This is a genomic window from Mesorhizobium sp. M5C.F.Ca.IN.020.29.1.1, assembly GCF_003997375.1.
Taxonomy (GTDB): domain Bacteria; phylum Pseudomonadota; class Alphaproteobacteria; order Rhizobiales; family Rhizobiaceae; genus Mesorhizobium; species Mesorhizobium wenxiniae.
The window spans coordinates 32,764-46,019 of record NZ_RZSW01000001.1 but is presented as its reverse complement, the minus strand read 5'-3'; the positions used below and the strand labels follow the sequence as shown (position 1 = coordinate 46,019).

Sequence of the window (13,256 nt, the reverse complement as noted above, 5' to 3'; positions counted from 1 at the left end):
CTCAGTAAAGCCCTGCGCCGGATTCGTACTTGGACATCCGGTCGGCATAGGTGCTCGCCCGCGCGCCCGATGCGATTGCGGAGCCGATGTCGCCGATCGCCTGGCCCATGAGGTTGCCGTTCGCCGTCATCGCGTTGGCGGTCGTGTTGCCCATGGTCTGCATGCCGGCGGCCTGCGTCTTGCCGATCGAGACATAGGCGTTGCCGAGATTGCTGTGATAATTGTCGTACATGGCGCCGGCGCGCGCCGATGCGGTGTCGGCCGCCTGCGCCTTGGCGTTGCCCTCCGACGACTGCAAGCCGGCAATGCCGCGCCCCGACTGGTCGTAGCTGTCGGCCAGCCCGCCGGCCGCAGCCATGGCGGCGGCACGGTTCTTTTCGAGCATCGCGTTGGTGGTGTCGTTCTCGACCTTGTTCATGAGCGCGGCGGCGGTGCGCCCGGATCCCGCGAAACCGGAAGAGCGGATGTTCTGCGCGTTGATGCGGCGCGACTCGTCGAGTTGATACTTCTGGTCCGACGTCAGCCGCATCGGATTGGCGATGACGTTGCGCAGGAACCGCATGCCCGGCTCGGCTTCGTCGCGCATCGCGCCAAGCGTCGCCTGGGCGGCATGGCTGCCTTCCTCGATCGAGCCGACGGTCGCGTCATAGCCGGACTGGATGGCGGCGCGCTGGATGTCGAGACCGGCATAGATCGCGTCGATGTACTTGTTGATCGCGTCGGTCGAAATCCGCATGCCTTCGTAGGTCATTTGGTTCGCAGCGTTCGCCGCATCGGCGTTCGCGCTCGAGCCAATCGCAGCACCGCCTATTGAGGCAGCCGCACCGATGATCGCGCCAAGCATTGTCCTGCCCCCTGTTTTCTCTTAGACGCTGGCGAGGCGCGTGCGAGCCATGCCCTGCTGGGGCGGCTGCTGCGGCTGCTGCGGTGCGGGCGCTGCCATCGGCTGCGGAGCGCCGCCCGGCTGCTCTGCGCCCTGTTCGTCGCCCATGCCGCCGGCCTGTTGAGCCATGTAGTCGATGACGAAGCCGACCTCGGGCAGAAGCTTCTTCAGCGCCATGCCGGCGCCCTCGTCGATGCCGCCGAGCAATGCTTCCTGCTCTTCGTCCGACAGCGCATCGAGGCGCTTCAGCAAGAGCGCCTGGACCGGGTTCCTCGGATCGATGTGGCGCTGCAATTCCGGCGGCAGGCCAGACTGCGCGGCCCCAGGCTGCGGAGCGCCGCCCGGGGGCGGTGCACCACCAGGCTGCGGTGCGGCTGGCTGTTGAGCGGCTTGCGGCATACCGCCGGGCTGGCCGGGCTGCATGGGCATGTTCATGGGAAATTCTCCTATGTGAGCATGTCAGGGTCGACGCCGTCGCCGATCAGGCGAAAGGCCGTGTGGACCGGGCCGCCATTGCGGAAGCCAAGATATTCGGTGGCGACGTGATGAAGGCCCCAAAGGTGAGTCGGCATCTCGATGAATCCGCGCCCGTTGAGGAATGCCTCGGCGATCTCGACCGCGCCTTGGATGGCGCGCTTGGCGACAGCGAGGCGGACACGACCGGATAGAGCGGGATTGACGCAGGTGAAGGCGATATAGGCGATCGCCGCATTGGGCAGGTAGGCGAAACTGGCGCCGGCCGGCTTGCCGTCGACCATGACGACAACGCCGCTCGGCGGCAGGCACTCAGGCGGCAGGAACTGGTTTCCATCCCTCGCCTGCAACCAACTCTTGATAAGCGGATAGTGATCCTCTTGCCGGTACGGGATCATTGCCGAAGATGGTTCCTTCGCTGACGATCCAGTCGAGGCATTCGAGGCGGTCTCGGTCTGCATTGAGTTCCCCAAGGCGCTGGTCGGGAAGCTGATCGACGGAGGTGTCCGTCTCGGCGAAGTCGGCGGAAATGTGGGTGCGAAGCACCATCAGGTGATTGGTCGTCACCAACGGATATACGGTGATCCAGCCATCTCGACCAATGTCGAATGGCTCGGCGCCGGCGGTGTCTTCGACGCGGCTGAACCGGCCCTCATCGGAAAAGACCGCATGGCTGCCGGTGACGATCTGACCCTTGTAGCGGAACGCATTGTCCGACAGCGCTTCGCCGCGGCCGATGACCATCCCGCCGAGCATGACTTCCTCGAACAGGGCGATCGTCTCGACCGGCTTCCATGAGCCGTCGGCCATGCGGACCTCCGTCCCCTTGGTGTAGCAGACCTTTTTCGGGCTTTTCGGCTTGGTGGCATGTTCCGGGCGGGGCGGCATGCCGGGCATCTGAAAGACGCTGCCAAGCCTGGTCGTCGGCGTCGTCGGCGCCGGCGTTGTTGCCGGCAGCGTCGTAGCCGGCGGTGTGGTGGCGGCCGGTGTGGTCGGCGCCGGCGTCACGGTCGTCGTTACCGGCGCGGGCGTCGGCGCGGCTGCGGGAGCCGTCGGCGTCGGAGCGGCTGCGGTCGAGCCGACGAAGCCGGTTGCCCGCTGCGCCTGACCCTGCTCTTGATAGCCGTTTTGGAGTGCCATTTTGATCTCCGTTTGATCGGTTTAGCGGAATGAAGCGACGATGTTGGCGTGGTTGGGATTGCCGCCGCCGCCCCCATTCGTCAGGGTCGAGTTGAACGCTCGTGGCGTTTCGTCTGCTAGCGGCAGGTAGAAACCACCGGACGCGAAATTGTCGATGCCTCGGACGGCCTGTTCGAAGTCTTGCGACGTACCCGTTAGATCGCAGGTCTCGGGATTCCAGCCTGCGCACAGGGCGAAGAATACAACGCCACCCGCCACCACGTCGCAGTCAGCATCGAGCGAGATATCCGATGCCGTGCCGCCATTGATCTGCGAATCGATCACCGCATCCGACACAAGATTGATGACCCGGTAGGTGAAGATATCCGGCCGGTCGACGTCGCCAGAGAAGGTCGTGGCAATGTCCACGGCAGCGCCAGCAGGGACTTCCGCCGAGATGAGCACAAAACCACGCTCGGGGCGCGTGAAACCGCCGGAGCTGAACGATGTCTGCGGATAGATTTCCGCATCCACCCCGGCAATTGTCGCCGATACAAGGGTCTCTGTGAGCGCCGAAACCCAATAGACCCAGGCAAAAACATACCTGCCGGCGTAATCGGCCCCAGCCGGGCAATCCGGCGTCAAGTGTGATGTGGCGGTCACAACCGCCGTGGTCGTAAATCCCTCAAAGCTGCACTCGACCGGAACGCTGCCGATGCCGTCGATCATGATGAACTGCATCAGGGAATGCGGCTGTATTTGATGGTGAAGCTCATGCCGGAGCACACCGCATTGGCCGATATCGTCACCGAGATGTCGGTTCCTGCCGCCGCGACATTGGCCGATGCCTGTGCCTGCGCGTCTTCGGCCGATGAAACCGCGTTGGCCGTGCCGCCCAGGGCGACGCCGTCGATCTTGAATGTTGCGGTGCAGGTGCCGGAAATGCTCTTGGTCACGGTCTCGACGATGGTCAGGCCGAACGGGACCTTGACGACGAGAAGATACGTGCCGTCGAGCGGCGTCTGAATGATGCCGCTGATTGCATCGATGCCGGCCAGGGCATCGGCATAGGCTTTGACGCTCTGCTGCGTCGGAACCATCGTGTCGCTGTCCGATGCCATGTCGTCCTCGTCGATCACGTTGGACTCCATCAGCGCGCCGGCTGCCGCGACCTGCTGTGTGGTCGGCGGGACGTTGGTGTTCTCGACATTGACGGTGTTCTGCGACATGGCGAACGCCGTCAGCCAGTCGATGATGGCCACGATGTCCTTGCCGTTGTCGCCGGTCAGGCGCGGCGGCTGCGGGACCTTGTCGACCATCAGTGCCCGATTGCCTCGGTCTTGACGCCGGCGCCGATCAACTGGACGTCGCAGTCCGACGAGCAGGTGATTTCGAACTGGAACGTCGATCCGACGCCATAGGCGCCGAACTCGATCGTTTGCACCCTGTGGCCTGCCTTGCCGAGCCCGCGGCGGATGCGCGTGCCGAACGGCTTGCCGTCGCGGCTGCAACGCACGCTGATCTGCGGATCGAAGGTGTTGGAGCCGATGCCACGCTTGAGTTGAAGCCGAAGGCCCTTCACCTGCACCTGGTTGCCCGAGACCATGTGCGAGGTCCTGATAAGCCAGCGCTGTGTCGCGCCGGCGTGGCTGAAGGTGTCGGTCTTCAGTTCGTAGATCCTGCCCTCGCCGCCGATGAAGATGCGGTCCCATAGCCGCCAGTGCGACCAGCCAGGCCAGCGGATCGGCGTTCCGGTCAGATCGTCCCAGCCATAGAGGTTCGACCACCGCTTGTTCTTGTAGTCGAACAGGAAGGTCATGCCCTTGGTGCCGTAGGGGTTTGTCGCCTTCGGCGCCTGCATGAGTAGGAATTTCTGCCCAAGAACATGCATGGGCTTATCCGGAAAGCCGCCAATCCATGCGTCGGTCCAGTCGTCGATTTGCTCGAGCAGAAGCCCGATCGCCGACGAAACAACCTCTGAAATCTGGCCCGAGAAGCGCACCAGTTCGGTCTGGCTGTTCATGGTCCACACCGCATTGTCGGCGAAGATCATGGCGTAGGGCAGCGATACGCCCTCGCCGATCGACCAGCGGCGGAAGAACGGCACGTCGGCGCCGGGGTTGCGCTCGAACTGCTCGATCGAGGCCGAGCCAGACAGCATGATCTCGCGAAACGGCGTGACGATCATGGCGTTGATGTTGTCGGCGCTGCCATCGGCGGCAAAGGTGTCGAGCGGATCCCACTGGTCCGGCGTGCCGGCGCCGGAATGGTAGAACCGCCCCGAGTTGACCTCGGCGGCGATGGTGAAGTTGTCGAGCCAGCCGACATGCGAGGCAAGCGGCGCGTTGACGCTCAAAAGCTCGGCCTTGTCGGTGCGCAGCCGGATGATCGGCCCTCCGGCGGCCATGTCCAGTTCGCGGTCTGTCTTGGAGAAGATGGTCCGTCGGCCGCCCGAAACCGGCACGCCCGGGATGCGGAACACCGTGCCGGCTCGGTTGATGCGGTAGACCGCACCCTTGCTGGTCGAGGCGATCAGGTCGCCGTTGAGGTCGTTGAGATAGACGCGGCCATTGTCGCCGAGCTCGGCGAAGTCGATGAAGCCCGGAAACCGCACCTGCACGCCCTGGTCGTTGAGAAACCCGTTCTCCATCGCCGTCTGGTAGCCGATGACCGAGTCCGGGTCGGCGTTGGCATAGACGGGCTTGTCGATCGGGAGCGGCGTCCAGTCTTCCATTACGACGACACGACCTCGACCTCGACGGTCCATTCGACCGTCTGCCCGGTGTCGCCTGTGACGCGCAACTCGATCTCGGGACCGTTGGCGGCAAAGGCGCACGCCCAATTGGCATTGGTCTCCTGCGGCGCGCGGACCTCTTCGTTGGTGCCGGCAAGCGCGACATTGGCGGCCACGAGCGCGCCATTGGCCAGCGCCGAGCCGCCGCTGCCGTCGGTGATGATCTCGTTGTCGACGAATACACCGTCGATGTCCTGCAAGGTCAGCGTGCCCGTGGCGCCGCCATCTGCGTCGGCGGTGATGCGCCCCGTGGCGCCCGACGTGGCGCCGGTCAGGATGGCGCCGAGCGTGAAGTTGCCGGTCTGCGTGTCGTAGGCGAGCGCCGAGCCTGGCCGGCGTGCCGAGACGGCGACGAAGTAGAAGCCGTCGTTGGTGCCGTTCTGCTGGCGGCCGACGACCTTGGCGGTGAGAAACACGCGCTGGCCCGGGTCAAGCTCGATGCCCCACGCCTTGGTCGCGCCGTTCGACGTGGTGACGCCGAAGCTCTCGCCCTTGTCGGTGGTGCGCGAGCGCAGCCATGCGGTTGCCGTGCCGGCGAGCGTGACGTCGTTGATCTCGCGGCAATCCAGCGCCAGGACGTTGTTGAGCGGGCTGGTCAGCGTGATGTCGACGTCGTCGATCTCGACCTCTTGGAACACGACGCTTTCGAGCGTGCCGGAAAGCTCCATCTCGCCGCCGGAAATCCGGCCGCGCAGGAAGCGGATGTTGGCGATGCTGTTGTCGCCATCGAGCGGCGAGCCGTCATCGATTTCGAGGTCGACCGTGTTGCCGACAAACACCGGATCGATGACTGTGACGCCTCGAGCGCCGATGATCGACAGCGCGGTGCCGGTGTTGGTGTCGAACTCGACGCCTTCCAGCGTGATCTGGCCGCATGGCGCATCGACGTTGCGGACATCAAGGCCGGTGACGGAGCAAAGATCGATGCGACCGCCGATCCACCGGACATTGCCGAGACGCTTGCCGAGCCCGGAATCGCCGGCATCGGTGTCGCCATGCAGTTTCGAGCCGTCGGCGCAGTCGGAGATGTAGAGCTTTTCCCAAACCATGTTTTCGCCGCCGCGAATGTGCTTGCTGGCCGCGAACCGCTTGATCTCGACATCGTCGAGCACGATCTGGTCATTGGCTACGGAATAGAGGCCGACCGATCCGGCGACCACTGAAACGCCGTCCAGTGTCAGCCGGGACAGGCCGGCGCGCGGGCCGGCGATGGTGGCGACGCGGCTTGCCTGGTTGCACTGAAGCGTCGTGGCGCCCCTGCCTTGGCCGCGCAGCACGACATTTTCAGCGAGCGAGAACGGATTGACGGTGTAGAAGCCGGGGGGCAGTTCGACAAAGCCGCCACCGGCCGCACCGGCGACACCAAGGGCTGCCTGCAGCGTGGCGCTGTTGGTGGCGGCCGACGCGCCGACCACTCCGACCTCGACGAACTCGCCATAGTCGCGCGCGTCGATGCGGCGGCCGAGACGCTCGGCCAGCGAGTATGCTTCGGACCCGCCGTCGACAGTCACGAGCAGGTCGGAGCCGTCCTCGCCCTCGAGATCGTCGATCGCCGGACGGATGACGCCGGTGCGGTCGACAGTGTCGATGTGCAATTCGACCGCCAGCCCAACATAGAGCGGGGCTGACCATTTGCCGTAGGAGGTTTCGCCGACGGTGTTGCCAAGCAGGGTTTGCGGGTTGGCGGCGACGTTCTGAAGATCCTCGTCGGAATAGACCGTGGCAAGGCTGTCCGTTCCGGCGCGCACGATCGTGACCGTCGCCAGCCCATAGCCTGGGCGCCACGTATCGAACTCGGAAAGCCGGATGGATGCCATGGGGTCCGCCTATTCGTAGAGGATGTTGACTTTGCCGGCGTCGAACGTGTCGGTGCCGCCGAGCGTCGTCAGGCGGACGCGATCGAGCGTTGCCGACAAGGACTTCGATCCGCCGCCAGACAGGGCGGAAAGGTTCGATGCGCCGGCGAGCGAGGCGACCCAGGTATTGGTCGCTGGATCGACCAGGAGAAGTGTCATCGAGCCGTGCAGGACGCTCGCTGCCGCGTGGTTGGTGCTATTCACCCCAAACCCGGTGGTGAAACTGTCGAGGGTGACGTCGTCGCTGGCCACGCTGGTGGACGCCAGGCCGACATAGCCGGTTGCCTCAATGCCGCCAGCGTCGCCGAGCTGGATCATCGGCGGCGAGGTTCCGCTGGTGGAAAGAGCGGACCATGAGACGATGATCTTCCTCGTCCCATCGGGAATGCCGGTGAAATCGATCGCGACCCCGGAGGTCGCCGCCGCCACCGCGCCGATGCCGCCGCCCCATTCCGGCGCCGAGGCGCCGGGGTTCATCCTGAGCCTTTGGCCAGCCAGCCCTTTCGGGATCCGTGTATAAGCCTTGGCACCGGACAGATAGAGCAGATCGCCGGCCACGATCCCGGCTGGCAGCGGCGCGAATATCTTCTGCCCTGCGCCGTCGCCGATCACCAGGACGTTGTCGTCGGTGTCCCATTGCGCATCGCCTTCGACCGTCGGCGTCGGCGCAGCGCTCTGCTTCAGGGTCAGCGTCGGTTGCGTGAGGGTGTTGACGGTCAGGCCGCCGTTGGCGCGCTGATAGTGGGTGCAAACGACCTGGTTCACGCCGATCGAGCGCAGCCGGATGATGTCGCCGGCCGCACCAAGGATGTTGACGCCGCCGGGCAGGATCAGGCTGGCGGCATCATGCGTGAAGGTCGGGGTTCCGGTGAGCGTCAATTCCCGCTCGACGCCGGCCGCGCCAGTGATGAAGGATGTGATCGTGGCGCCGCCGGTCAGGTTGCCGGTGCGCCCGGTCATGGCGGTGAGGTCAGTCGCAGGAGCCGACGAGATGTTGGCCGCGACGACAGCCGCGTCGTCGTTCATCTGAAGCGGCGTGCGGTTTTCGTACTGCGTGTTGGCCGCATTGCGGCGGACGTAGTTGTGAATGACGGGAACCGTCGGCATCTCGGCGTTGGAAGCCGACGATGCGCTGGCGGCGGCAGCGGCGGCGCTGGCGGCGGCAGCGGCGGCGGCGGCGGTAGCAACGGCTGAGATGGGCGAAATCTCGACCATGATGACGAGGTTGCCGGCCGCAATGTCGGCAGCGAGCGACACGGCGAGATAATCGTTGGTGACGACGTAGACGTCGCCGGTCAGGCTGTCGCGGACAATGTCGGATGAGGAATAGATCGCGGCGGCGATATAGTTGCCCTTGTAGGTGCCGCGCACCTGGATGACGCCGGTGTCGTGCGAGGCGACCGACGCGCCGCTGATCTCGGCAATGACGGCATCGGCGATATAGACCGGCGCCTCGAACTTGCCGTCGCCGTCCAGCGTCTGCGGGTTTCGCGCGGTTGTCGAGCCGGTCGGGCCGGAATAGAGCGTCGCCAGCGTCGTCGTCTTGACGCCGTTGATGTCGACTTCGAAGAACGTCGCTGTCGCGCCGATGTAGATCGGGTTGGCCAGTTGGAAATCGGGGATCGAACTGCGAAGGCTGGCCATCAGCAATCCTCCATTCCAAAGGGCTCTGTCGTCGGGGATTCCGTGTCGTGCTCGCGGTTCTCGAACGCCTCGAGGCCGGCGAACGCCTTGAGCTCCTCGCGCTCAAAGCGCGCAAGGCTCTGCTCGGGCAGTTTGACGACGGCGCCGCCGCCGATGTCGACCGCGAGCTTGTAGACCATCCAGCGCTGCCAAGCTTGCCGGAACAGCGTCTGGACCGTGCCTTCCGGCCGGGTGCCGCTGACGCCGCCCGGTGCGACGTTGGGCGCGTAGGACTGGAAATCGAGGATGATCGTGTAGACGTCCGTGTCGGTCGCCTCGATCGTCGGATAGGTGTAGAGGGTCGGATCGGGCAGCCGGTCGATATAGACCTCGCAAGGCGTGCCCGTGGTCGAGAGTTTCGACTTTTCCAGCCATGTATCGCGAGCCACGAGGGTCAGCGGCGTGCGGTTGCCGGCGGCGTCTTCCAGCCATGCCGCGACCGGGAACTGAAACCCGTTGTCGGGAAATTCCTCGATGTCGTCGGACAGCAGATAGGATTGCTGGCCCGCGACAAGCGTCAGGGTGATGCTCGCCGGTATCAAAAAGAACAGCCTGGTGGTGCCGGCGACCTGCGCCATGATCAGGTCGAGCCAAAACAGCGCCTCGCGCAGATCCTCGCCGTCGGGAGCGCTCTCCGTCGTCGGGAACTTCCCGATCAGGCGAAGAGCGCGCTCGCAGATTTCCTTGGCTTTGAGGACGCGCGACATCGCTGGCTACCTATGCCGCGTCTTCTTCGGCGTCGGCCGGCGGCGTCCAATCGTCGGGGCTGGCCTCGTTGACGCTGTTGAGCTTCTTGCGCTCGGCGATCGCGCCGATGATGAAGGCAATCACGTCCTCGCGAGAACCGTCCTTGGTGACCTTCTCGCCGCCGGGCAGGCTTACCGCGCGCAGCCAAAGGGCTTCATCGTGCAGATCGTTGTAGTTGGCGACGGTCTCGTCGGGCGCCAGCCGCAGCTTTTCGCCGGCCTGCAACTCGTCGGGCTGCTTGGGCACGCCGCGCCACGGCTGCACGTTGCCGTCGGCATCGGTCAGTTTGAACGCGGTGCTGATCTTCAGGAATTTGACGGCGACCTCGCGCGGCATCTTGTAGGGCTTGCCCGGTACGAACTTGATCGAGCGGACGACGCCGTCGACCATCATGTCGTGCTCGCGCGGCCCGCTGCTCGGCGTCGCGGTCATGTCGATGACGTGCATCATGCCGGCATCGCCGGCTTTGGGTGTGGTCATTTGAGTGGTTCCTTTTGCGGGGAGCATGGGGATTGAGGCGGCGGGTAGCCGGGCGTCCGTCCCGTCGGACACCCGGCCCCCCGCATCCGGTCGCGTAGGAGGAAACTACGCGGCCAGAAGATAAGGCAGGTAGATGAAGCCCTTGCCGGTGTCGGAACCGGCAGAGGTGGTGACGGTGATGGCCTTGCCGACCATCGAAACATCGCCTTCGGGTGCGTCGTCGCCTGCGTTGGCCGAGTCCAGCACCGAAAACAGCGCGCCCATCGTGTCCGCAGACGCGAGCAGGCTTGCCTTGATGATGCCGAGTGCGGCGACCGACACGCCGTCCATATAGCCGTCGGCGTCGCCGGTGTCGGTCGAGAGCGTGCCGACGTCGATGTCTTCGGTGGCATCGATCGCCGTGACGTGGATGAAGGGCGTCGGCAGCATCATGCCCGAAGGCACGGTGAAGCCGGTGTTCGTCTCGGTCGCTGCAGTGATGTCTGCCGCGGCAAACGGGATCACCATGCACTGGTTGCGGCCCGTCCCGACGAGGATTTCATTCGGACCGGACGGTTTGACGTTCTTCACGACGATGAACTGGCCGCCGGGCGCCTGGATATAGAGATCGACCAGGAGCACGGTTTCGGCGGTGAAGAAGTTGATGAAGCCGCGCGTCAGCGAAATCGGGTTGGCGAGAGCCGCACCGTCGGCGTCCTTGAGCGTGGCTTTCAGCGCATCGCCATTGACGGCAACAAAGGCTTTGCCGCCTGCGGTGATGATCGCCTCGAGGGTGTTCGCATCCTTCAACTGGATGCGGTATTCGAGTTGACGAAGGGTCATTTTCGTAGTCTCCGAAAATGGTGATTGAAGGGGACCGGGCAGATCATCCGCCCGGTCGCGATCACGGGTTGCGGCTTACGCTGCGGCGGCGGTCTTGACGGCGATCGTGCCGAAGTCCTCGCGGTTGTTCGAGTCGTAGATCGACTTGAACTGAGGCTTCAGCATGCCGATCTTGCGGCCCGAACCGATGCCCGGCCGGTTGCCGTAGTCGGTCTTGTCGCTTTCACGCCAGAAGGTATTGCCGATCGTGGCAATGCCGCCGGCCTGGGCGCCGAGATAGAGCGCCTGAGCACCATCGATCAGCCCGCCGGCGCCCCACTTCGAGGCCGAAGCGAGGCCGGAAGTGTTGAACACCTTGTTGTGCTGATAGATGATGGTGCCGTCGATCGTCGCCATGGCGCCGGTGAACAGCTTGTTGTCGCCGCCGGGCTTTTCCGCCGTGCGCATGATGGTCTGGTAGGTCGGGTCGAGCACCAGGTCGCGGCGCTGACGCGGGTGGATGACCATCACGTAGTAGCTGCGACCGCCCGAACGGATCGGGCGAAGACGCTTTTCAGCCGCCTGGGTGTTGGCGCGGACGATGGTCGCCCACGACATCTTGTCAGACGAGGTGATCGAGCCTTCGCTGGTCGCCGAACCGCCGTAGAGGATGCGGTTGGTCGAGGGAGCCGCCACGTCCGCGCCGAAGCGCAGCGAGGGAAGTTGCGAGCCAGTGCGGGTCGCACCGTTCGTCTTCAGCGTATAGGCACGGCCAGACAAGGTGAGGAACATCAGTTCGTCCATCTTGTCGGAGAGCCAGAACGCCAGCTTTTCCTTGGACTGAGCGCGGAACCGGATGACGGTCGCCTGCTCGGCCATTTCGCCCTTGGACTTGGTGCCGTGGCGCAGCTGGTCGATGCGGATGACCTGTGCGTCGTTGATCATCGCCTCTTCGTTGCCGTCGAGTTCGTTGTCGCCGACGACACCGTCGCCCTGAAGGTCCTGCACAAGCTGCATGACGCATTCCAGGCCACGTTCGGTTTCGGTGAGCTTCGTCACGCGCTGGATGACGGAGTTCATGTCGGAATCGGACTTGCCGATATAGCCGTTTGCAAACCAGAACGACTCGTCGCGGCCGGCTTGCCAGGTTTCTGCGGCCCACACTCGTTTCTGAGCGATGGTGAGGGCGCCGAAGTCAGTAGCGGACATTGAAGTCCTCCTATTTCTAGGTGGTGATGCCGAGGAAGCGGTTTCGCGTGGCGATCGGCAGGGCTGCCAGATCGTCGTCGCTCATGTTTTCGATGGAGGCTTCCGAGATTACTTCGCCTGCGGAACCCGTCATCGACGCCACGTTCGGGGGCATGTTCCCCTGCATGGCGATCTTGGCTGCCCGAGCCTGAGCGTCTGGACTGAGGCCGGGGGCGGCAGGCGTGGCCGGTGCTGGCGCTGCCGGTGTGGCACCGGGGATGGCCAGCGTCTTGCCCGTCAGCATCGGGCCAAACTTGTCAGACAGAACAGCGACGCGTTCGCGCAGCTTATACGAGCCAACCGGCCCTTTCGGCAGTTCGACGCGCTCGGCGGCGAGTTCATCCTTGGCCTTTTCGACGAGCCAGGCGAAGTCCTTCTCGCTGGCGATTTCCGCCAGATAGGGGTGCTGCGTCTCGAGCGTCGCGGTAAGCTGGTCAAGGTAGAGGTCTGTGGTCGCCGTCGGCTGCTGCTGCTGCGGGACCTTGGCGAGAAGGATTTCCTCGCGGATCGCTTGCTCCTGATTGGTGAGAGCCCGCTCCTGCGTCTTCAGTTCGGCGTAGGAGATTTCCCCTGCGTCGTACCGTTTGGCAAGCGCGTCGATCTGCGTGCCGACCGCAAGGAGGCGGTCCGCTGCCGGAGGCGTGGCCGGTGCGGGCGGGGTTGCCGCCGGAGCCGGTGCCGCCGGTCCTCTCACTTTCAACGCCTCGACCTGTCCAGCAAGGAACGCGTTCTGGCGAGCCAGTTCGTCGTTCTTGTTGTTGACTTCGTCGAAGCGGGCCTTCGGGATCATCGGGGCAGCTGGTTGCTGCTCCTGCTGGCCCTTGGGCTTTTCTGGTGCGCCCGGCGCGGCTGCTGCTGCCGGTTGTGCGGTCCCTGACTCCGCTGTTGCTGCTGGCTTGGCCTCCTCGGCTTGAGCGGCTGCCTTGGCATTTTGAAGTTCGAGATCGTCGAGATCGTCCGAAACGACCGCCGGCTGTTCTGCCGGGGCTGGTGCGGCCGGCGTTGCTGCCGGTGTCTCGAGTGCGGGCACAATAAGGTCCTGTCCGATTGTCTCGGCCATTGTCGTCATCTCCTGTCGCGTGATGGTGCGGAAACGCCCGTGAAGTCGGCGGCACTTCGATCCTGTATCGCCGGATCATGCGGAAGACGCCCGTCAAAGCCGGCGGCGCTC

Annotated in this window: 14 protein-coding genes; all 14 read right to left on the bottom strand. The window is 64.6% G+C overall.

Annotation, left to right across the window (positions count from 1 at the left end; genetic code table 11):
* Position 1 precedes the first annotated feature (1 nt).
* Positions 2-751 carry a hypothetical protein gene (locus EOA85_RS00310; protein WP_127207914.1) on the bottom strand — a complete coding sequence of 250 codons (750 nt, stop codon included), beginning with the start codon at positions 749-751 and terminating at the stop codon, positions 2-4.
* 114 nt (positions 752-865) lie between these two features.
* Positions 866-1,318 carry a hypothetical protein gene (locus tag EOA85_RS00305; protein ID WP_127207913.1) on the bottom strand — a complete coding sequence of 151 codons (453 nt, stop codon included), beginning with the start codon at positions 1,316-1,318 and terminating at the stop codon, positions 866-868.
* Positions 1,319-1,329: 11 nt separating this feature from the next.
* Positions 1,330-1,641, bottom strand: coding sequence for a hypothetical protein (locus tag EOA85_RS00300; RefSeq protein WP_127207912.1), 312 nt, complete (start codon positions 1,639-1,641; stop codon positions 1,330-1,332).
* Between the two features lie 28 nt (positions 1,642-1,669).
* A complete protein-coding gene (locus EOA85_RS37180; RefSeq protein WP_164759423.1) occupies positions 1,670-2,497 on the bottom strand; it encodes a hypothetical protein in 828 nt (275 codons plus the stop codon).
* Positions 2,498-2,518: 21 nt separating this feature from the next.
* The gene (locus EOA85_RS00290; RefSeq protein WP_127207911.1) at positions 2,519-3,205 is read right to left on the bottom strand and encodes a hypothetical protein; all 687 of its coding nucleotides are present in this window, start codon (positions 3,203-3,205) and stop codon (positions 2,519-2,521) included.
* 11 nt (positions 3,206-3,216) lie between these two features.
* On the bottom strand, positions 3,217-3,795 hold the full coding sequence (locus EOA85_RS00285; protein ID WP_127207910.1) for a hypothetical protein: 579 nt from the start codon (positions 3,793-3,795) through the stop codon (positions 3,217-3,219).
* Positions 3,795-5,243 carry a hypothetical protein gene (locus EOA85_RS00280; protein ID WP_127207909.1) on the bottom strand — a complete coding sequence of 483 codons (1,449 nt, stop codon included), beginning with the start codon at positions 5,241-5,243 and terminating at the stop codon, positions 3,795-3,797. The genes EOA85_RS00285 and EOA85_RS00280 overlap by 1 nt, the downstream gene beginning before the upstream one ends.
* Positions 5,210-7,087 carry a hypothetical protein gene (locus EOA85_RS00275; RefSeq protein ID WP_127207908.1) on the bottom strand — a complete coding sequence of 626 codons (1,878 nt, stop codon included), beginning with the start codon at positions 7,085-7,087 and terminating at the stop codon, positions 5,210-5,212. The genes EOA85_RS00280 and EOA85_RS00275 overlap by 34 nt, the downstream gene beginning before the upstream one ends.
* A gap of 9 nt (positions 7,088-7,096) precedes the next feature.
* A complete protein-coding gene (locus tag EOA85_RS00270; protein ID WP_127207907.1) occupies positions 7,097-8,770 on the bottom strand; it encodes a hypothetical protein in 1,674 nt (557 codons plus the stop codon).
* Positions 8,770-9,516: a hypothetical protein gene (locus tag EOA85_RS00265; protein ID WP_127207906.1), complete on the bottom strand. Its 747-nt coding sequence runs from the start codon at positions 9,514-9,516 to the stop codon at positions 8,770-8,772. Before EOA85_RS00265 ends, EOA85_RS00270 begins: the two co-directional genes overlap by 1 nt.
* Positions 9,517-9,526: 10 nt before the next feature.
* Positions 9,527-10,036: a hypothetical protein gene (locus EOA85_RS00260; RefSeq protein WP_127207905.1), complete on the bottom strand. Its 510-nt coding sequence runs from the start codon at positions 10,034-10,036 to the stop codon at positions 9,527-9,529.
* 105 nt (positions 10,037-10,141) lie between these two features.
* Complete coding sequence (locus EOA85_RS00255) at positions 10,142-10,858, bottom strand: hypothetical protein (RefSeq protein WP_127207904.1); 717 nt, start codon at positions 10,856-10,858, stop codon at positions 10,142-10,144.
* A 75-nt stretch (positions 10,859-10,933) separates the two neighbouring features.
* Positions 10,934-12,046, bottom strand: coding sequence for a N4-gp56 family major capsid protein (locus EOA85_RS00250; protein ID WP_127207903.1), 1,113 nt, complete (start codon positions 12,044-12,046; stop codon positions 10,934-10,936).
* Positions 12,047-12,062: 16 nt separating this feature from the next.
* Positions 12,063-13,145, bottom strand: a complete 1,083-nt coding sequence (locus EOA85_RS00245; RefSeq protein ID WP_127207902.1) for a hypothetical protein — start codon at positions 13,143-13,145, stop codon at positions 12,063-12,065.
* Positions 13,146-13,256 lie beyond the last annotated feature (111 nt).

Bases quoted from the DNA above. Each gene is read 5' to 3' on its own strand.
- EOA85_RS00310 (WP_127207914.1), bottom strand. From the start codon at position 751: ATGACCTACGAAGGCATGCGGATTTCGACCGACGCGATCAACAAGTAC.
- EOA85_RS00305 (WP_127207913.1), bottom strand. From the start codon at position 1,318: ATGAACATGCCCATGCAGCCCGGCCAGCCCGGCGGTATGCCGCAAGCC.
- EOA85_RS00300 (WP_127207912.1), bottom strand. From the start codon at position 1,641: ATGGTCGACGGCAAGCCGGCCGGCGCCAGTTTCGCCTACCTGCCCAAT.
- EOA85_RS37180 (WP_164759423.1), bottom strand. From the start codon at position 2,497: ATGGCACTCCAAAACGGCTATCAAGAGCAGGGTCAGGCGCAGCGGGCA.
- EOA85_RS00290 (WP_127207911.1), bottom strand. From the start codon at position 3,205: ATGATCGACGGCATCGGCAGCGTTCCGGTCGAGTGCAGCTTTGAGGGA.
- EOA85_RS00285 (WP_127207910.1), bottom strand. From the start codon at position 3,795: ATGGTCGACAAGGTCCCGCAGCCGCCGCGCCTGACCGGCGACAACGGC.
- EOA85_RS00280 (WP_127207909.1), bottom strand. From the start codon at position 5,243: ATGGACCGTCGAGGTCGAGGTCGTGTCGTCGTAATGGAAGACTGGACG.
- EOA85_RS00275 (WP_127207908.1), bottom strand. From the start codon at position 7,087: ATGGCATCCATCCGGCTTTCCGAGTTCGATACGTGGCGCCCAGGCTAT.
- EOA85_RS00270 (WP_127207907.1), bottom strand. From the start codon at position 8,770: ATGGCCAGCCTTCGCAGTTCGATCCCCGATTTCCAACTGGCCAACCCG.
- EOA85_RS00265 (WP_127207906.1), bottom strand. From the start codon at position 9,516: ATGTCGCGCGTCCTCAAAGCCAAGGAAATCTGCGAGCGCGCTCTTCGC.
- EOA85_RS00260 (WP_127207905.1), bottom strand. From the start codon at position 10,036: ATGACCACACCCAAAGCCGGCGATGCCGGCATGATGCACGTCATCGAC.
- EOA85_RS00255 (WP_127207904.1), bottom strand. From the start codon at position 10,858: ATGACCCTTCGTCAACTCGAATACCGCATCCAGTTGAAGGATGCGAAC.
- EOA85_RS00250 (WP_127207903.1), bottom strand. From the start codon at position 12,046: ATGTCCGCTACTGACTTCGGCGCCCTCACCATCGCTCAGAAACGAGTG.
- EOA85_RS00245 (WP_127207902.1), bottom strand. From the start codon at position 13,145: ATGGCCGAGACAATCGGACAGGACCTTATTGTGCCCGCACTCGAGACA.